Here is an 18,741-nt window from a genome sequence, read left to right on the forward strand (position 1 = left end):
ATGGGTTATCTACATGACGCCTTTTCATTAGAAGGAAAAACAGCGCTGGTGACAGGCCCAGGAACAGGGATCGGTCAAGGAATTGCCAAAGCCCTAGCCGGAGCTGGCGCTGATATTATCGGCACATCACATAAAAGCAGCCTGTCTGAAACACAGCAGCTTGTGGAACAGGAAGGCCGGACATTTACATCTTTTACATTGGACATGAGCAAGCCGGAAGCAATAAAGGATTCTGCAGCTGAGCTGTTTGAAAACAGGCAGATCGACATCCTTGTCAATAATGCCGGCATTATTCATCGGGAAAAAGCGGAAGATTTTTCAGAAGAGAACTGGCAGCACGTACTGAATGTCAATCTAAACAGCTTGTTTATTCTGACACAGCTTGCTGGCAGGCACATGCTGAAAAGAGGTCATGGAAAGATTATTAATATTGCCTCTCTCCTGTCTTTTCAAGGCGGGATCCTCGTTCCGGCTTACACCGCGAGCAAACATGCTGTTGCCGGTTTGACAAAATCATTTGCAAATGAGTGGGCAGCGTCTGGTATTCAGGTCAACGCAATCGCCCCAGGCTATATTTCTACTGCGAATACAAAGCCTATTCGGGATGATGAAAAGCGAAATGAGGACATTTTAAAGAGAATTCCTGCCGGTCGCTGGGGCCAAGCGGATGATATCGGGGGGACTGCAGTCTTTTTGGCATCACGTGCTTCAGATTATGTAAATGGACATATTTTAGCAGTTGATGGCGGCTGGCTATCCCGCTGACAAATAAAAAAAGCTGACGAACGATCGTCAGCTTTTTTCCATTACATCATGTGCGGTTCAACAGGCAAGACCTTTTTGACCTCATCAATGATGCGTTCATTTTCTCCGCCAGCGTAAATGTGAATCGAGCCGCTGTCTTGATTCGAGCGAATCAGGCGCCCGATGCCCTGCCGTACACGTAACAACATATATGGCAGATCAACTTCTTCGAACGGATCTTTTTTCGCTCCGTTGCGCTTCGCTGTAAATACAGGATCGTGTGGCGGGAACGGCAATGACCAAATGGTAACATTCTTCAATGCGTCACCGGGAATGTCGAGTCCTTCCCATAAGTGAACTGAACAAAGTACTGTTTCCTCTTCCTCTTGGAATTTCTCTACTAAGCTGCTGATTTCCTCATCACCTTCGAAGAAAATTGGATACGGCAGCTCCCATGCCGCCGACAGCTCTTTAAACTCGTTTAATTCTTCAAAAGAAGGGAAAAGCACCAGCGTTCTTCCTTTGTAACGTTTGATTGTTTCAATCGTTTCAGCCGTTTTTTGTTCAGCGGCCATATCTGTTTTTGCGTATAGATTAATACTCATTTGCTCGTCATAATCATAAGGGGAATCAACAGTTAATGACAAATAATCATGAATCCCAAGACTGTCGGCAATATAATCAAACGAACCGCCTTCTGACAGCGTAGCAGAAGAAAAGATATAAGGAATTTTCTTAGAAAACACTTTTTCGCCAAGTACTTCTGCTACCGTTCTCGGCATCACGACAAAAGTTGATTCTGCTTCCTTTTTCTCCAGCCAGCTGATCGCATCCTTTTGATATAGAGATAATGAATACGCCATTTGTTCAACATATTCTTCCACTACTGACAGCTCGTATTGATCAATCGTATACATTTCAGACTCAAATACAAGTGCCTCACCGATTTTATCAAGTAAACGGCAAAGCTCGTCCGCCGCCTTTTTGACACGCTGGTCATTTTTTATTTCTAAACGGTGTGAACCGGCTACTTCCTTTGATTCTTCAGAAAGAACATAGAAAAATTCGTCGTTTGCGAGAAGCGCATCTTCAATCAATTCTGCAAACTCTTCTCTGATGTCATTTTGCAGCAATCGTTCTAAAAACAATTCAAGAGTAGACTGCTTCACTCTATAGGTTAGCGCTTTTTGCGCAGCAAACTCTAACAAGTGCCCCTCATCAAATACAACTGCACTATGATCAGGCAAGAGCGGCAGCTGGCCCTCTCGTTTGCGTGATTCTTCCGTCCACACATGCTCCATATAAAAATCATGGGAACAAATGATTAAGTCCGTTGACTTGCGGTAGTAATCTCTGGAAAGTGTCAGACCGCATCTGTGTCTCATATCACAAGTCAGACAGTCCTGAAACGAGTCGTAGCTTACGTCAGACCACTCTTCATTCGATAGATTTGCGTACTGCTTACGGTCGCCATACGGATAAAAGCGCTGCATCGCCTGTGACTCGTGGACAAATGACGGTAACGACTCATAAAGATCCAGCCATTTATCATCATCAGAACGCTGCATTGTTTTTTCAAGCTTCTTCAAGCATAAATATTGCTCATGTGATTTTGACAGCCTTGTATCAATTTTCAGATCAAGATGCTCAGCCAGCTTAGAAATATCGCCCTCTTTTTTCACCAGCTGTTCAATTAATGTTTCATCTGCACAAGCGATGATGGCGGGTTTTCCGACATACCTTGCATAGCTGATTGCAAAAAGAAGATAAACCAGCGTTTTCCCCGTTCCCACTCCAGCTTCGGCGAACATGACTTTTTTCTCTTTAAACGCCCGCTCCAGCTGAAAAGCCATAAATACTTGCTCGTCCCGAAGATCAAACCCTTTTTCGGGAAGGATATCGTAAAACACGTCACCAATCCAATTGTTCAATTCTTCATAAAAATTCTTTGTTTTCGTTAAAGAAAAAGGCAAACGTGATGTTGTCACCTAGTTCCAACCCCCAACTATTCGACATTCAGACCACCAATAATATCATTTTCCGCTGATGAATACAATAAAAAAACTTGGCAATGCCAAGTTTTTTGCAGTTTACTTACGATTGATCACATGCGACGATAAAAAAGGATGGTCTGTTGAATAAATATGTTCTACCGCTTTTTCTAAATCAGTTTGCGCATGCGAAATCACAGACGGAGACGAATCAGTCCCGAGCTCCTTCAGCTCGTTTGCTGTTGCGTCAAGCGCCCTTTGAATAAGATTAAAATGTTCGCTGTTCAGCATGAGATCACCTCTGATGGAAATAATCATCATTGTATGCGAACTTTTCATTTTATATACATGCTTTACCGCATGTTATCACCGAAACATGCACAAACTACACTTGATATTCCGTCTCCGGATTATCCGTCTTATCAACAATATTCTATCAGGGAGTGATGTTGACATGAGTTATAGAAACCGATTAGATCAGCATTCTGAACTGTTTCATCACAATTGGACGCGGCCTAAACGTTCTAAGTCTCAAGTAAACGGTCACACTGAAATGTCCCAAACCAACATTATATTGAGAAGCAACGCGAAAGCTCACCGTTGGTAACGATAGAATATGGCTGAAAGATGAAAGAAGACGCATGCAGAGCGTCTTCTTTTTATGCGTTTTCTGTTTTCTTTCGCTGCGGCCTTACTTTTGACCAATATTGATAATAATCCGTTTTAATAAACCCGTTAAAGAGCTTTCGTTTCTTCGTTGCTTTTCTGCCATATGCTTCCTCAAAGTTTTCATTTGATGTCAGCATATACACAGACCAAGTATCAAGCGGCTCGAACGCCTTCCCCATTTCTTTGTACATCTGCTCAACGGCTTTTTTCTCGCCGAGACGCTCTCCATATGGCGGGTTGCCGACAATTACGCCAAACTCCAGATTGGTGGTAAAATCTTTGACCTGCATCTGCTTGAACTGGATTAAATCTCCCAACCCTGCTTCCTCTGCATTTTCTTTTGCGATTTCAACCATGCGGTGGTCTATGTCGCTTGCGAAAATTGTAAGCGGCTGGTCATAATTTGCCTTTTCTTCGACTTCAAGCCGCGCTTTGTTCCACAGATCTTTACCGATCCATTCCCAATCCTCTGATACAAAATCGCGGTTGAATCCCGGGGCGATGTTTTGGCCGATTAGCGCCGCTTCTATCGCGATTGTTCCGGAGCCGCAGAAAGGATCAACAAACGGGCGGTCCGGCGTCCAATTGGTTAATTGCACCAAAGCGGCAGCAAGTGTTTCTTTAATCGGCGCACCGCCCTGATCGACACGGTAACCTCGTTTGTGAAGGCCTGTCCCTGATGAGTCCAGTGTAATCAAAGCCTGATCTTTCAATAAAGAAATTTCGACTTTATACTCGGCACCTGTTTCTTCAATCCAATCATTGGCTTTGCCGGACTGCAGCTTGAGCTTTTCGACAATTGCTTTTTTGACAATCCGCTGACAGTCGGGAACGCTTGCAAGTGTTGATTTTACCGATTTTCCAATGACAGGGAATTTCCCGTTTTCAGGTATAAATGAGCGCCAGTTAATCGCTTTCGTTTTTTCAAACAGTTCATCAAATGTTTTCGCTTTAAAAGAAGCAACCTGAACCTTTATGCGGTCGGCTGTTCTAAGCCAAAGGTTCGCACGGCAGATGGCAAGTGCATCACCTTCAAAAATAACTTTCCCGTTATCAACCTTGCATTCGTATCCTAAATCTCGTACTTCCTTTGCGACAACAGCTTCAATGCCCATTGGCGCCGTTGCAATTAGTGTATACTTCTTCATCGTATCACCCTGTCTTTTAAAACTTTTCTCTTTTCAAGATAAAAGCTCTCCTTATACGGGAGAGCTTGTTTTCATCATTTTAAATGTAAGTGGTCTAACGTTCTGTAAGCCATGTTTTGTTCCGTCGTACTGCAAACGGCTCATCACCTCGTACTCAGGCGGCAATCATCTATCTACAGAAAGCATTCTGTCCTTCTCTTCGTTGAATTCCGTTAAGAAGGTTCCCCTACCAAAATTTGGGTTTCTCGCTCGAGGGGTTTACCGCGTTCCACTCTCACCATTTCTAGTGAGACTTCGTCACTGTGGCACTTTCAAGGATACTCAGCCATATCCGAAGGACGTAGGCTTTTTTCCTGCCGTCAGCCTCTAAAGGCTGCCCTAGCTTATGACTTCGCTAGGCACGAACACTACGGGCATCTCAGCACCGTGCGAGCATGGACTTTCCTCTACAGATTCAAGATCTGCAGCGATTACCCGAACGTTAAGAACATGAATTATTATATAACAACTGATTACAATTTACAAGCGCCATTTTTTTCAAGCGTGATCAATCATAAAGCTTGCTGCCAAAAACGTGTTTTTCTAAGTTAGACAGCCGTTTTAAAATATCAAAGTTTGTTGTGTTAGATTGCACAGGCTGTTTTTTGCTGGCTTCTTCAAGCTGTTTTTTCAGCTGCAGATTTTCCTGCTGCAGTTCTTCAATTTCTTGATGGAAGGTTTCATAATCCTTAATAATCATATCTAAAAATTTGTCAACGTCTTCTTGCTTGTAGCCTCTAACGCCTGTTTTAAATTCTTTTTCCAAAATTTCTTTCGCAGAAAGCTTTACTTTATCAGCAAGCATCTTTTTCACCTCGTATCGTGAATCATCACATATATTTTTTCAGAAATCTGTACGGTTGTCAAATTTCTCTTATTGCTATGAGTAGCTGTCTTCCTCTACTGTCACTCTCAAGTCATCCATTGTAATAAAGTAGATGGGATAGCCATCCTTTTCGCGCCTTTTTTCCGCTGTCCCAAGCATATACTTAGGGGAGCCTTCCTTTTCCGGGTCATATAAAAGCAGAAGCCCGTCGGACTTATCAATGAAGAACTGATTTTTTTGTTTGAATTGAAGCGGGCTTTCATAAGGACGGTGAGTCAGGCTTGCTTCATAGTCTGCCTGAGCCAGAACTGCTTCATACTGTTCCTTATTCGGTTCTTTCCAGTTCTTTTCCTGCTCGTAAAATGGTGTGATGACAGCTACCTTTAAGTCAGGGTATTCTTCCTGCAAATCATATGCAGCTTCTGCCGCCCACAGCTCCGCTCCAAGCTGGCCCGAAATTAAAATCCATTCTAATCCTTCATCCAAAAAAGCAATCAGCCGGTTCTTAATGGCTTTTTTTATGTAATACAGTGCCTTGTCATCCTGCTTAAATATCCCGAGTTCAAACGGTTTATAGCCCGTTATTGCCAATACTTTCATCATTTCACCTGCTTTAAAAAATGGGGCTCCCGTGGGCCCCATTTGTTGTGCTGCATTGTTTACACCATCAAGCTGCACGTTTTCCATACTAGTAGTCGCAGCAAGGTTTTCCTGCTTGAAAATGCTGATGCGTAGCCGGGTCAACATTTGAGAAAGTGTGTGGAAAGTAGTGAACGTGCTGAAAATGCTGGTGGTTTACGTTTGTTGTATGCTGTGGGTGAATGTGCGGCACGATAGTCTTCGAAAACGTATGGTGTTCACAGCAATGAGTAGGATGGACAATTGGCGCCATCATATGCGGTCTGCAGTGATGCATGATAAAATCCCCTTTCCATAAACTTTATTACAATACTAAGCTATGAAAAATAAGGGGTACATGTTCTGATGCAAAGACCTATTTTAAAAGTGTGCAATTAAGCTGTCTTTAAAGTTTGAAAACACAAAAGCAATCAAAAATACCACAACAAAGAACAAGTAAAAAACACCCTTATACATACCAACTCTCCCTTTAAAAATAACTAACGTCATTTTACAGGATTCGCCGCTATTCTACAACAAAATCAATGTGAATTCAGCAAAAAAAATCCATGGCGAAACAAGTCGTCTTTTGCGCTTTCCCGGGGAATATTTAAGAGGAATATTTCCTCTTAAGCCGGGCAATTCTCACATCCAGTTTTTCAGTTTCTTTCTCTGTTAAGCATGCCGCATCGCTAAGCAATTGTTCTGCTATTTGCAATGCTTTTCCGAATGCTTTTTTCTTATGCTCAAAATATTTCGCGAGCTCTATTACAGCAGCGTATCTGCACTTCTGGTTTTGCGAGCGGGACAGGTTTTCCCAAAGCGCCACTGCTTCTTCCAAGCGGTTTTGTTTTTTGTACAGGAGCGATAAATCTAGCCGTGCACTATCCTGGTCCTCAAACGATTTTTCTATAAGCCTTTCCAACTGCTTGATCGCTTGGTCCGTTTCTTTATGAGCCATAAACCATTTCGCCATAGCATAGGCTTCACTGTGTTCTTTTGGCGCATGTGATTCTGAAAGGATTTTTTTAGACATATGGATGTACAATGAAATGAGTGATAACACATCCATTTCATTATGATGCAGGACACCTTTTAAAAGATCCGGCTCTTGCGCCTTTATAAAATGAAAGTAAAGCATTGGCGCCAAGTAGCCCGGTGTGTCTTCTAGTCTGCGGATGCCGAGCTCCTCTTTTTCAACCGTGCCAAGAGATACGCGGTCCATTTTGTGTTTCCACAGGCGTCTAGCTCCATGCAAAAGATCAAAGTGGCCAAACTCCGGAAGCTTCGGAAGTCTGTCACGGATCAAGGTGTGCCTTGTTTTCACCTGCGGCCAATCAAAAGCTTTGCCGTTGTAGGTCACAAGTGATGTAATGTCAACCTCGCTTAAAAAGCTTTGGTACAAGGCGACTTCGTTCCCCGGTTTGGGCAAAAGATGCTGTTTGACTGTCACTCGGTCTTCATATACTCTCGCATGCCCAAGCAAAAAAATGGTATTCCCAGCTCCACCCCCAAGACCGGTTGTTTCTGTATCAAAGAAAAAGAGGTTGTTTTTGTTATACCCTTTTGCTGACAATGTATGCGATAGGCCGCTTTGATTCCACAGTGTGATCACTTCCTCAAGTTCAGAAAAGCTGTATAACCCATGGCGGTGAGAAAGCGGATATTCTACTTCTCTGATGAGGCAATATTCATCTTCGAAGATGAAAGGCTTCATGCCAAAAGCCTCCCACTCTTCTAAAAACGGGATGTCATCAATGTGGTTTTCTTGTTTGCCTGCTTCTATTTTTTGTTCTCCTTCGTCGAGCACCATGTGCTTTTTCATCCGCTGGAGTTTCCCTTTTAATGACATATCCGGCCTCCCTCCTTACGACATTTGATCCAACAGCTGCAAAATTCTTTCCTTTGCTTTTATCCCTTCTATTTCCGTACCTATACAAGACGGACAGCCGTCATGACAAGGACAATGTGCAATCAGTTGTTTCGCCGCTTCATTAATGTCTGAAAAACGTTTAAAGACTTCCTCCGCCAAACCGATACCGCCCGGATAATGATCATATAAAAATATGGTTGGCAATCCGGTATGGGCTGCTTTAATTTGAGAAACAACATGAACATCATTTCGATCACACATGATATACACAGGGACAATATGCTGCAGCACATTCGAGATGCCAAGAAGCAGCTGTTCCAGTGTCTTTTCCCCGATATCTTCATCCGCTGTTTTGATTTCGAGCCAAGCTGCACTTGTATGCAGTTCTTCTTCCGGCAAATGAATAGGTCCAGACCCAATATTTTCAAAAGTGGTCATTTTTATTTTTTTAAAAATGGTCGGCAGGGCATTGACAGTGACGTCTCCGTAGTGCAATGACGTACGGCTTTTTTCTTTCGTTTTATCGGTTTCTAATACCTTCAGCTGAACTGCCAGGTTTGCATCCGTATAATATTCGACATCGACTTTTCTGACATACGCCTTTTTATGGTCCCAATCGAGTTTCTCAACTTGATACTGAACGCCTTCATGCAAATAAATTGCTTCATCATGTAAAAGCGTCATCGCACTAAAACGGTCCATTTCACCGATAATCCTTACATTTGCAATATCCGACTGATCAACTATAACGACATTTTCCTGGGAGGCGGAACGCAAACTGATGTTTGAAGCAGGGAACGACTCACTTGCCCAATGGTACCGTTCGCCGTTGCGGTGAAGAACAGCCTCTTCCTGAAGATACTCAAGAATATCACTGACTTCCATGGCTCCAAATTCTTCATCAGCTCTAAAAGGAAGCTCATAAGCCGCACACTTTAAGTGGTCTACTAAAATAATCAAATTCTCCGGATTGATTCTTGCAGATTCCGGCGAACGATTAAAGAAATATTCAGGATGCCGCACAATATATTGGTCAATCGGTGTTGAATTGGCTACCATGATAATCAAAGATTCACCGTGTCTTCTGCCGGCTCGTCCGGCCTGCTGCCAAGCACTTGCAACACTTCCTGGATACCCCGTCATTACACACACTTGCAGCTGGCCGATATCAACACCAAGCTCTAAGGCATTCGTACTGACCACTCCTAAAATGTCGCCTTCTCTCAGGCCTCTTTCGATTTCTCTTCGCTCTTTCGGCAGATAGCCTCCCCGATAGCCTCTGATTGATTTTGTTCCAATCTCTTTTTTCACAAGCTCCTGAATATGGCTTAAAATAATTTCCACCCGAACTCTGCTTCTGGCAAAAACAATGGTCTGCACTTTGTTTTTAAGGAACTCTTTCGCCAGTTCATTCACTTCTGCGGTTGCGCTCCTTCTAATATTCAGCGGTTTGTTCACAATTGGCGGATTGTAAAACACAAAATGCTTGCGTCCGCTCGGTGCGCCGTTGTCATCGACCAGCCGCATCGGTTTGCCTGTCAGCTGCTCTCCCAATTCCTTTGGGTTGGCAATTGTTGCGGAAGTACAAATAAAAACCGGATCACTTCCATAAAACCGGCAGATCCGCTTTAGCCGCCGGATCACATTTGCCACATGGCTGCCGAACACACCTCGATACGTATGAAGCTCATCGATGACGATATACTTAAGGTTTTCAAACAAACTGACCCATTTCGTATGATGCGGTAGAATGGCAGAATGCAGCATATCGGGGTTTGTAATGACAATATGACCTGCTTTTCTCACCTTTTGTCTGATTGCCGGAGACGTATCCCCGTCATATGTAAAGCTTTTAATATCAATGCCCATTTCATCAATAATTTCATTTAGCTCGCTCTTTTGGTCTTGTGCCAGCGCTTTAGTCGGAAATAAATATAACGCCCGGTTTGTTTCATCTTGGGCGATGGACTGCAGGACTGGGAGGTTGTAGCATAACGTTTTTCCTGATGCTGTTGGCGTTACGGTAACGATGCTTTCTCCTTTTTGCACATATTGAAAAGCGGAATATTGGTGAGTATATAGTTCATCAATGCCCCTTTTCGAAAGGGCCGCTTTGATTCTCTCGTCTATACTTTCGGGCATAGGCCTTGTTTTTGCTTCCCGAGGCTCAATTTCATGCCAATTCACAACGTTTTCATTTCCTTTTAAATCAGAAATGAGTTCAGTCAGTGATTTCTTTTTCATTCTTTACACCTCTTTGTCAAGTACAGTTTACCGAATATTTGTTTGCATGGCTAGGTGCAAATTTTATACAGTTGAATAAAAAAAGCAAGGCATACGCCCTGCTTATTTCGCTTTTATTGTAAGGAGCTTTGATTCGCCTTTACGAGCAGCCTTTTCGCCTGCCGGTACAATTGATCCTACAGCCTCACCATTCATTATAACGATTGGGATGACTGTGCTGCTCGCTTTTTCTTTTATTAATTCCAAATCACATGTAATCAGCGGATCACCGACCTTCACTTTATCCCCTTCTTTAATGTGGGCAGTAAATCCTTCTCCGTTCATATTGACTGTCTCCAGCCCGACATGAATTAAAAGCTCAATTCCCGAGCGAGTCCGAATGCCAACGGCGTGTTTGGTGTGGAAAATCTGAATGACTTCACCTTCAGCGGGAGAAACGATTTCACCGCTAGAAGGTTCCACCGCTATTCCTTCTCCCATCATTTTCTGTGAAAAAACAGGGTCCGGCACATCTGACAGGTCCATTACTGTACCGTCTGCCGGAGAATAAATAACCTCTTCTGTCACCTTTTCCTGAGTTTTGCCCATTCCGAATAATTTTTTCAGCAATGTATTTTCTCCCTTCTCATTCACTTCAACCGTTATCCCTTCATTCACCACTATTTAACCACACTTTCAATTTTGCTTCAATTTATAACAACATCTGGCATAGACGCATAATCTGTTTAAAAAAGGCGGTGGCGAAATTGGAATTCCATGATGACAAAAAGAACGAACTGCAAAAGAAAGAAGAAATCATAACGGAGGCAATCGACACTCTTTTTCAATCCTCAGCGTTCGGCAACCTTATAAACGGATTTCAGAACCTGATCAACTCGAGTTTAAAGGATGTGCAGACGACCATACATGTCAGAGAAAAAGATACTGGTCTGTATATCGATATTACCATTCCGGCGACGTTTCGAGATGGCGAGATCGTCGTTGATGTTAAATCGAGGTATCTCCATGTAACCCTCCAAGAAAAACAGAAACACCAAAATGAGGCTACCTTTACAAGCATGACAAGAACGGTTCAGCTGCCTTATGAAGTTCGCCAAGAAGATATGGAAACGTCTTGGAACGAGCAGACAATGACACTTTTCTTTCCAAAAAATAAGCATGAATGAACGATTCATTCATGCTTCTATCATTTAAAAAAGCTGGTAAATCCCTTTATTAAAGATCCGACCTGATTCATTGCACTCATTACTTGACCTGTCGTATCCATCATTTTATTAAAATCAAATTGCCCATTGGCTTTTTTGAACTGCGACATAATGCTTTGAAATTGCGAAGGCTGCTGTTGATTAGGCCTTGGGATAGGATAAGGGTTAGAAAATACAGGCGGCTGCATAGGCATAGGCTGGATCGGAGCATAGGGCTGATAATAATCCTGCTGTCCATAATGCTGCTGAGGCAGTTGTTGCTCTAAATAACCGGGTGCAGCCTGCTGATAATATCCTTGCATTTGCTGAGGATAATAATAGCCCATTTGCCGAGGATAGCTTCGAGAGCTCCTGTTCATTGCGATTCCCCCTAAACACAACATATTTCTCTTCTATATATGTATGAATGACTTCTATTGTTTGTGTCACAAGTGATGATTAGCATTTGTCAAATTGTGTCGAAAGTTTAAATTTTTTAAAAACAGAAAAAAGTCGAATCATTATGGTACCATATTTTCAATACAGATGAGAGGGGATGCACCATAATGAACGTATCATACTTAAGCAAACGTTTTGCAGAAATGAAGAAATATGAAACAGACTGTATGAATAAACTGATGGACTTTGCCAAGTTCCTCTATATTCAAGGACATCTCAGCATAACTGAGTTTCGTAACAGTATGAAGGTTCTCGAAGCAAATGGAGCAGAAAGCCCGGCATATGAGATGAATTAACGTCCGGCCCCCTATAAAAACGAAAAGAAGACAGCCTTTTACCGGCTGTCTTCTCTTGCAATTTCATCCTTTACTGCGTGCAAAGTATAAAGGACTGATTCAGTGATGTCCTTGAACCGTTTTTTATGAATATGATGAACATATGATTGAAGGACCAATTCCAGGAAATTATCCTTTACGGTCTCAATTTGCTCTTTATGCACATATTTTGGCCGGCGGACTTTTATCAATTCAAGAGCACCCTCTGCCCAGCGAGCCGCCAGTTCATCATTCTCTTCAACTGCAGGCTTTATCGTCTCAAAAAAATCATAAGAATGATTACTGTTTTTTCCTTCCTGATACCGATCAGCGCCTTTTTCAGCAACTTCAATCATTTGCTCGGTCATTTCCAGCAATGTTTGTGATAGCAATACCTTTCACCTCAATGCCTATCGTACCAAATTTCACTCACAAATTCAGCCGATGCGGTATACTTTCTCAAACGCATACCTGTGTTCAGGCGATTGATACAGCTCATTTATACAAATATGAAGATCTATGATTTCTTCTTCAAGCACACTCAGGCGATCGTTTTCCGTTTCCCGCATCTCAGCCTCTAATGCATTTACAGAATGATTCAGGCTTTGCTCAGCTCGCGTTAATTCATCTTCTATATCAGAAAGCATACGGAGAATATCTGTCTTGCTAACATAACCGGACATTCGTGTACCTCCCTTTCCTCGTCTCTCCCGGTTAACATTCTTTGCTCTCAAGGCTCTTTCCTTCCTCATGACAAAACTAGAAGCAAATCGCCAAACAAACAGGTATTCCACGAAAAGCTGAAGTTTTCGACAAAAACACCCGCAAAAATTGTATGATCCTCCTCCTTAATGCAAACGATACTTGTGAGGAGGTGCCGTATGAAAACAAGACCGAAAAAAGCCGGCCAGCAAAAAAAGACTGAATCAAAGGCAATCGATTCTTTAGATAAAAAATTAGGCGGCCCGAACCGCCCTTCTACGTAAGAAGCAAGGAATTTCCTTGCTTCTTTATTTTTTCAGCCACTGCTCCACCGCGAAAAGCGCATGAAGCTGGCGCTTTTTATGTAAATACCAGTCTGTCAATTCAATCTGCTTCGGCAATTCCTCGCGCCTAAAGAACGTTTTCTTTATCTTTCCATGAAACCAATCTGTTTTCGTTCCGTCTAATGAGTGGATTAACTCAGGGTAGCATGTCCTTAGCATAGGAGATGTTCTTTTTGTAATCCCGATCATCTTTTCCATATCAAAACGTGAACCTGAGTGCGGCACTGTGTGCAAAAAGTGATAAAAAGAGGAGAACAATTCTGGCTTGAACAGCAATTGAGACAGCTGCTTTCCCAGCCTTATCCTTTCCTCCGCCTTTGAAAAGCGTTTCACTGAAATGCCGTAAAGAAACCCATTTGAGGAAGGAAAAATAACGGTGTTAAAATGAAACCAGTCACTTAAATAAAAAGGAATCGTGTCAAAAACATTCTTTTTAAACGAAGGATTTTGTATAATAGGTGTTTGGATAGTGTTTTGTTCATTTATAATGAGGGCATACATTAGCCGCTCCGTATTTCGCTCATGCCAAAAACGGGTCCATTCTTCCGACATAAATTGTGAGACGCCAAACACATGCAGAAGATGAAACAGCGGTTTCCCGACTCTTTTTGACCAGTGGTATAAAAGAAGCTGCGGATAGGCATCCGAAAAAATAAGCCAGTTCGCTCTTTCATAGGCTAAAAAGAACCATTCTTGCTGTCTCTCACGGAGTCCAAGCTGAAACAGACTGCCTTTTAAGTCAGTCATTGACCAGCCGGCATTACGAGAAACGAAAGAAGCCAAAAGCGACCATTTGATTTCCGGATGACGGTCGTAAAATGCTTTATAAGCATTTGTTCTTGAAATGTTATCCGCGTTTTTTATTTTTGTCTGCCGCTCAATCCGGCTCAGAAGCTTTCTGATGGTCTGTTGTTCTTGCACGTTCATTCACTTCCGTCATGATTAGTTTAATAAGGAGGATGAGAAAGTGATTCGGTATCCTAACGGAAAAACATTTCAGCCGAAACATTCGGTTTCATCCCAAAACAGTCAGAAAAGGGCCCCGTCTTACAGTAATCGCGGAATGACCCTCGAAGATGACTTAAACGAAACGAATAAGTATTATCTGACAAACCAAATTGCCGTTATACACAAAAAGCCGACACCTGTTCAAATTGTAAATGTCCATTATCCAAAAAGAAGTGCCGCAGTGATTAAAGAAGCTTACTTTAAACAATCATCGACAACAGACTACAATGGGATTTACAAAGGGCGGTATATTGATTTTGAGGCGAAAGAAACGAAAAACAAGACCTCTTTCCCCCTGCAGAATTTTCATGACCATCAAATCGAGCATATGAAGCAGGTAAAGGCTCAAGACGGTATTTGTTTTGTTATTATATCCGCTTTCGACCAGGTTTATTTTTTGGAAGCCGATAAGCTGTTTTATTTCTGGGACAGAAAAGAAAAAAACGGCAGAAAATCAATTCGAAAAGATGAGTTGGAAGAAACAGCTTATCCGATTTCTCTTGGATACGCACCCAGAATTGATTATATTAGTATTATTGAACAGCTTTATTTTTCGCCATCATCTGGTGCGAAAGGTTGATTAACGAAAGGTTGAGATGTTATGTCAGATCAATTTAACAGCCGTGAAGCTCGACGAAAAGCGAACAGCAAGTCGAGTCCTTCACCGAAAAAAGGCAAGAAACGAAAAAAGGGCGGATTGTTTAAAAAGACCCTTTTCACTTTACTCATTCTGTTTGTTTTAGGCGTAGTCGGCGGTGCTGTTACATTTGCCGTCATGGTTTCTGATGCGCCGTCCCTTGATGAAAGCAAATTGAAGACGCCTTATTCATCAACGATTTATGATAAAAATGGAAAAGAGATCGCCGAAGTCGGCGCCGAAAAACGTACCTACGTCTCGATAGATGAAATTCCCGATGTTGTAAAAGAAGCCTTTATCGCGACAGAAGACGCTCGTTTTTATGAGCACCACGGGATTGACCCTGTCCGTATCGGCGGTGCTTTAGTTGCCAACTTTAAAGACGGCTTCGGGGCTGAAGGCGGAAGTACGATCACCCAGCAGGTCGTCAAAAACTCCCTTCTTTCACATCAGAAGACGTTGAAACGGAAGGTGCAGGAAGTATGGCTTTCGATTCAGCTGGAGCGCAATTACTCTAAAGATGAAATTTTAGAAATGTATTTAAACCGGATTTATTTTTCTCCTAGAGCATACGGTATCGGAAAAGCGGCGGAAGAATTTTTCGGCGTTACAGATTTAAGCAAATTGACTGTCGAACAGGCTGCGACGCTTGCAGGAATGCCGCAAAGCCCGACAGCGTACAATCCCGTTAAAAACCCGGATAAAGCGGAAAAACGACGGAACATCGTACTCAGTCTGATGAAAAAACAAGGATTTATTTCTGATTCTCAATATAACAAAGCGAAAAAAGTGGCAGTGAAAGACGAAGGCGTCGTGTCACAGAAGGAATATGAAAAAGCAAGTACAAACAAATACAGCGCATTTGTTGAAGAGGTTATGAAGGAAATTGATGAAAAATCTGATGTCGATCCATCTGCTGACGGATTAAAGATCTATACGACATTAGATACAAAAGCACAAGATAAACTAGATGAATTAATGGACGGAGACACCGTCGGATTTACTGAAGGCATGCAGGGCGGCGTTACCCTTCTCGATACGAAAACCGGAGAAGTGCGGGCGATTGGCTGCGGAAGAGATTCTACGGTTGGTGGCTATAATTACGCGACCCAAGCCCAGCGACAGCCTGGGTCTACCATTAAACCTATTCTCGACTACGGTCCAGTGATTGAAAATAAAAAATGGTCAACTTACGAGCAAATTGATGACTCAGCTTACACGTATTCAGATGGAACACCTATTCGAGACTTTGACCGTTCCTATAAAGGGGTCATGTCTATGCGTGAAGCCCTCGCCCAATCACGTAACATTCCGGCTCTAAAAGCATTCCAAGCAGTCGGAAAAGATGCAGCAGTTGATTTTGCTAATGGACTGGGGCTCGGATTAAATAAAGAAAAAGTGTATGAATCATATTCTATCGGAGGATTCGGAGAAGGTAATCCCGGTGTCTCTACTCTAACTATGGCTGGAGCATACAGTGCATTCGGAAATAACGGAACATATAACGAACCGCATTTTGTAAAGTCTATTGAATTTAACGATGGCACAAAGCTTGATTTAACACCAAAATCAAAGTCAGCAATGAGCGATTATACTGCGTTTATGATTACAGATATGCTGAAAACAGCTGTTAAAACAGGTACTGGACAGCTTGCACAAGTTCCGGGAGTGGAAGTTGCAGGTAAAACAGGTACAACAAACTTTGATGAAGCGGATATGCAAAAATACAATATCGCACAAGGCGGGGTACCAGATTCTTGGTTTGTAGGATATACACCTCAATATACCGCTGCTGTTTGGACAGGTGTAGATTCTCAAAATAAGATAGGAAAAAAATCTTTAAATAAAACAGAGCAACAGATTGCAAAGCGCATCTTCGCCCAGCTCATCGCCGATGTCGATGACGGAAGTGGATCATTTGAGAAACCTGACAGCGTAGTGGAAGCCTCTGTAGAAAAAGGCTCAAATCCTGCAAAACTGGCAGGGCCAAATACGCCAAGCGATAAGAAGCTCACAGAGTACTTTGTTAAAGGCACAGCTCCTTCTACTGTTTCTAAAACATATGAGAAAGAAGAAAAAGAGGAAACAGCTAAATTGTCTGGTTTAAACGTGAAATACGATAAAGACAATCAATCTTTAACGTTAAGCTGGAATTACGACGGAGATGCGACCTTTGCTGTTAAGCAATCTGTTGATGGCGGCAGCTACTCAGAAATTCAAAACAGCTCTGCAAAAGAGGCAGTCATTTCGGGTGTGCAGCCAGGATCTGTGTACAAATTCGAAGTAACAGCCGTCAGTGATGATGGCAAAAGTACAGCTTCCACATCCTATGAGGTGCCAAAAGCTGAAGACGATGAAGATAAAAAAGACCAGCAACAAACGGATGATGAAAAACAAGATGATGAGAAGACTCAGGATGATACACAAACTGATGATTCTCAAAAAGATGACGGTCAGACGGATCAAGATCAGACAGATGATTCAACAAAAGATCAAGACAAAAAACAAGACAATACGAACACCAATCCGTCCGACAACAATAACCAAGACCAATCAAACGATAACGATAACGACAACAGTAACAACCAGGATACGTCGGATGGTGATTCGAACTCTGGCAAGAATGATTCAACAGGTTCTGACACGAATAAAAATAAAACAGACACATCTAATAAAACACAAACAAACTCATCATCAATTGAAAAAACAAATTAAACAAAAAAGCCGTCACCTTTGGGGTGATGGCTTTTTTGGTACACAATAAAAAACCTCCCGTTTTAAGAGGAGGTTTTATCGATTCATCGCATGATATTTATAAAAATGCTTTTTCATTTCGGTAATCAGCTCATCAAGCTGAATAAAGCAATGGTATTGGGTCGGCTTAAGAAGAATAAATTCCACTCGTTCAGCCCAATTAATCGGCTTTGCGGGATATGATTTCTCCCTCAGTTCTTGCCAATCGAGTGATTTCACCGGCTCACCTGCTGTCCAATGTAACGAAGCCAGCAAACACACAATGCCCTTTAACATTTCGTTTTGGTCACATCTCGATTTTCGTGTTTGAAAGACTGGGAGAAGTGATGCTTTGATGTCATCCCACACTTCAAATAAAAGCGGAACGTATTTCCCGCTGTCTTCCCATGGCAAATCGCCTTGTAATTCCGTGCAGAAATCAAAATACACGGGATTGGTCTGCAAGGTTTTCTTCATATCCGAGGAACTCTTCTGGTCAAGACTGCGCAAGTATTGCTCATAGGAAGCCAACACTTCTTTTGCTTGCGTCATCGTTTCACCAGTCCTTTTTTATCCCTCTTCTGCCCTTCTCTGCACAAAGAAAGCAGCGGGCACTCCGCACAGCGCGGAGATTGGGCTTTACAGTGATATCTGCCGAAGAAAATAAGCCGGTGATGCGTAACGGACCAGTCTTCTTTGGGAACCTTGCGCATCAGCGTCTTTTCAACTTCCAGCACCGAGTCCTTCCACCGGCAAATGCCCAATCGTTTGGTGACTCTCTCCACATGGGTATCTACGGCAATGGCCGGCACGCCAAACGCAACGGATACCACTACGTTTGCGGTCTTTCTCCCGACCCCTGGCAGTTTGACAAGCTCATCGCGGTCTCTCGGTACTTCTCCGCCGTAATCTTCAATAATCATTTTACTCAGCTTTTGAATATTTTTCGCTTTATTACGATATAAACCGATTGATTTAATATCCTGCTGAAGCTCTTCCAGCGGAACAGCCAAATAGTCTTCCGGCCGTTTGTATTTTTGGAATAATGTTTTGGTCACTCTGTTTACAAGTGCATCTGTACATTGCGCAGATAAAGCAACAGCCACCACTAATTCAAAAGGATTGGAATGAACCAGTTCACACTCCGCATGAGGAAACATGTCACCTATCTTGTCTAAACAGAATTCAATTTGTTTTAGATTTAACAC

General features: G+C 42.5%; 23 protein-coding genes and 1 other RNA gene. 7 read left to right on the plus strand and 17 right to left on the minus strand.

The annotated features are described in order from the left end of the window. Positions 1–765: a 2-dehydro-3-deoxy-D-gluconate 5-dehydrogenase KduD gene (gene kduD, locus AC0OMU_RS07635; protein WP_047182786.1), complete on the plus strand. Its 765-nt coding sequence runs from the start codon at positions 1–3 to the stop codon at positions 763–765. 41 nt (positions 766–806) lie between these two features. Here kduD and AC0OMU_RS07640 read toward each other — a convergent pair whose 3' ends face one another. Continuing rightward, positions 807–2,732, minus strand: a complete 1,926-nt coding sequence (locus tag AC0OMU_RS07640; protein WP_014477152.1) for an ATP-dependent DNA helicase — start codon at positions 2,730–2,732, stop codon at positions 807–809. A gap of 102 nt (positions 2,733–2,834) precedes the next feature. Then, positions 2,835–3,026, minus strand: coding sequence for a hypothetical protein (locus AC0OMU_RS07645; RefSeq protein ID WP_003246090.1), 192 nt, complete (start codon positions 3,024–3,026; stop codon positions 2,835–2,837). 163 nt (positions 3,027–3,189) lie between these two features. Here AC0OMU_RS07645 and AC0OMU_RS07650 point away from each other — a divergent pair, with 163 nt between their 5' ends. Beyond that, positions 3,190–3,342, plus strand: a complete 153-nt coding sequence (locus AC0OMU_RS07650; protein ID WP_010327933.1) for a YpzG family protein — start codon at positions 3,190–3,192, stop codon at positions 3,340–3,342. Between the two features lie 52 nt (positions 3,343–3,394). On the opposite strand, the gene AC0OMU_RS07655 is transcribed toward AC0OMU_RS07650, so the two are convergent. From AC0OMU_RS07655 to AC0OMU_RS07695, 9 genes are all read right to left on the minus strand, one after another. After that, positions 3,395–4,552 (minus strand): THUMP domain-containing class I SAM-dependent RNA methyltransferase, encoded by a 1,158-nt coding sequence (locus AC0OMU_RS07655; protein WP_015483366.1) that lies wholly within the window; start codon positions 4,550–4,552, stop codon positions 3,395–3,397. Between the two features lie 100 nt (positions 4,553–4,652). Then, an RNA gene (gene rnpB / locus AC0OMU_RS07660) (RNase P RNA component class B) lies at positions 4,653–5,034 on the minus strand. 65 nt (positions 5,035–5,099) lie between these two features. Next, the gene (gene gpsB / locus AC0OMU_RS07665) at positions 5,100–5,396 is read right to left on the minus strand and encodes a cell division regulator GpsB (RefSeq protein WP_003225629.1); all 297 of its coding nucleotides are present in this window, start codon (positions 5,394–5,396) and stop codon (positions 5,100–5,102) included. Between the two features lie 75 nt (positions 5,397–5,471). After that, positions 5,472–6,017, minus strand: coding sequence for an SLOG family protein (locus tag AC0OMU_RS07670; RefSeq protein WP_015483367.1), 546 nt, complete (start codon positions 6,015–6,017; stop codon positions 5,472–5,474). Between the two features lie 88 nt (positions 6,018–6,105). Beyond that, on the minus strand, positions 6,106–6,333 hold the full coding sequence (gene cotD, locus AC0OMU_RS07675) for a spore coat protein CotD (protein ID WP_010886551.1): 228 nt from the start codon (positions 6,331–6,333) through the stop codon (positions 6,106–6,108). An 83-nt stretch (positions 6,334–6,416) separates the two neighbouring features. Then, a complete protein-coding gene (locus AC0OMU_RS07680; RefSeq protein WP_003230707.1) occupies positions 6,417–6,545 on the minus strand; it encodes a hypothetical protein in 129 nt (42 codons plus the stop codon). A 100-nt stretch (positions 6,546–6,645) separates the two neighbouring features. After that, positions 6,646–7,887 (minus strand): metal-dependent exonucleaseMrfB, encoded by a 1,242-nt coding sequence (mrfB, locus tag AC0OMU_RS07685; protein ID WP_015383940.1) that lies wholly within the window; start codon positions 7,885–7,887, stop codon positions 6,646–6,648. A 15-nt stretch (positions 7,888–7,902) separates the two neighbouring features. Beyond that, the gene (gene mrfA, locus AC0OMU_RS07690) at positions 7,903–10,152 is read right to left on the minus strand and encodes an ATP-dependent helicase MrfA (protein WP_015383941.1); all 2,250 of its coding nucleotides are present in this window, start codon (positions 10,150–10,152) and stop codon (positions 7,903–7,905) included. 102 nt (positions 10,153–10,254) lie between these two features. Further along, complete coding sequence (locus AC0OMU_RS07695) at positions 10,255–10,761, minus strand: PTS sugar transporter subunit IIA (protein ID WP_015483368.1); 507 nt, start codon at positions 10,759–10,761, stop codon at positions 10,255–10,257. Between the two features lie 137 nt (positions 10,762–10,898). Between AC0OMU_RS07695 and AC0OMU_RS07700 the strand changes: the two genes are divergently transcribed. Further along, the gene (locus tag AC0OMU_RS07700; RefSeq protein ID WP_014477158.1) at positions 10,899–11,318 is read left to right on the plus strand and encodes an Hsp20/alpha crystallin family protein; all 420 of its coding nucleotides are present in this window, start codon (positions 10,899–10,901) and stop codon (positions 11,316–11,318) included. A gap of 20 nt (positions 11,319–11,338) precedes the next feature. On the opposite strand, the gene AC0OMU_RS07705 is transcribed toward AC0OMU_RS07700, so the two are convergent. After that, positions 11,339–11,716, minus strand: a complete 378-nt coding sequence (locus tag AC0OMU_RS07705; RefSeq protein ID WP_014477159.1) for a YppG family protein — start codon at positions 11,714–11,716, stop codon at positions 11,339–11,341. Positions 11,717–11,902: 186 nt separating this feature from the next. Between AC0OMU_RS07705 and AC0OMU_RS07710 the strand changes: the two genes are divergently transcribed. Next, on the plus strand, positions 11,903–12,091 hold the full coding sequence (locus AC0OMU_RS07710; RefSeq protein WP_003230690.1) for a YppF family protein: 189 nt from the start codon (positions 11,903–11,905) through the stop codon (positions 12,089–12,091). 38 nt (positions 12,092–12,129) lie between these two features. Here AC0OMU_RS07710 and AC0OMU_RS07715 read toward each other — a convergent pair whose 3' ends face one another. Continuing rightward, positions 12,130–12,501 (minus strand): YppE family protein, encoded by a 372-nt coding sequence (locus tag AC0OMU_RS07715; protein WP_021481525.1) that lies wholly within the window; start codon positions 12,499–12,501, stop codon positions 12,130–12,132. 45 nt (positions 12,502–12,546) lie between these two features. Next, positions 12,547–12,792 carry a DUF5446 family protein gene (locus AC0OMU_RS07720; RefSeq protein ID WP_021481526.1) on the minus strand — a complete coding sequence of 82 codons (246 nt, stop codon included), beginning with the start codon at positions 12,790–12,792 and terminating at the stop codon, positions 12,547–12,549. A 198-nt stretch (positions 12,793–12,990) separates the two neighbouring features. Between AC0OMU_RS07720 and sspM the strand changes: the two genes are divergently transcribed. Continuing rightward, positions 12,991–13,095, plus strand: coding sequence for an acid-soluble spore protein SspM (gene sspM, locus AC0OMU_RS07725; protein WP_003225606.1), 105 nt, complete (start codon positions 12,991–12,993; stop codon positions 13,093–13,095). A 24-nt stretch (positions 13,096–13,119) separates the two neighbouring features. Here sspM and AC0OMU_RS07730 read toward each other — a convergent pair whose 3' ends face one another. Continuing rightward, the gene (locus tag AC0OMU_RS07730; RefSeq protein WP_015383945.1) at positions 13,120–14,082 is read right to left on the minus strand and encodes a DUF2515 domain-containing protein; all 963 of its coding nucleotides are present in this window, start codon (positions 14,080–14,082) and stop codon (positions 13,120–13,122) included. 40 nt (positions 14,083–14,122) lie between these two features. On the opposite strand from AC0OMU_RS07730, the gene recU reads away from it, so the two are divergent. Together recU and AC0OMU_RS07740 are read left to right on the plus strand one after the other, a co-directional pair. Next, entirely contained in the window at positions 14,123–14,743 is a 621-nt protein-coding gene (gene recU / locus AC0OMU_RS07735; RefSeq protein ID WP_004399067.1) for a Holliday junction resolvase RecU, read from the plus strand. Positions 14,744–14,764: 21 nt separating this feature from the next. Then, complete coding sequence (locus tag AC0OMU_RS07740) at positions 14,765–17,515, plus strand: transglycosylase domain-containing protein (RefSeq protein ID WP_474241034.1); 2,751 nt, start codon at positions 14,765–14,767, stop codon at positions 17,513–17,515. A 75-nt stretch (positions 17,516–17,590) separates the two neighbouring features. Here the strand turns inward: AC0OMU_RS07740 and AC0OMU_RS07745 are convergent, their stop codons facing one another. Both AC0OMU_RS07745 and nth read right to left on the minus strand, forming a co-directional pair. After that, the gene (locus AC0OMU_RS07745) at positions 17,591–18,085 is read right to left on the minus strand and encodes a YpoC family protein (RefSeq protein WP_015383948.1); all 495 of its coding nucleotides are present in this window, start codon (positions 18,083–18,085) and stop codon (positions 17,591–17,593) included. Continuing rightward, positions 18,082–18,741: an endonuclease III gene (gene nth / locus AC0OMU_RS07750; protein WP_015483371.1), complete on the minus strand. Its 660-nt coding sequence runs from the start codon at positions 18,739–18,741 to the stop codon at positions 18,082–18,084. Before nth ends, AC0OMU_RS07745 begins: the two co-directional genes overlap by 4 nt.

This window comes from Bacillus sp. FAU18, from assembly GCF_056033885.1.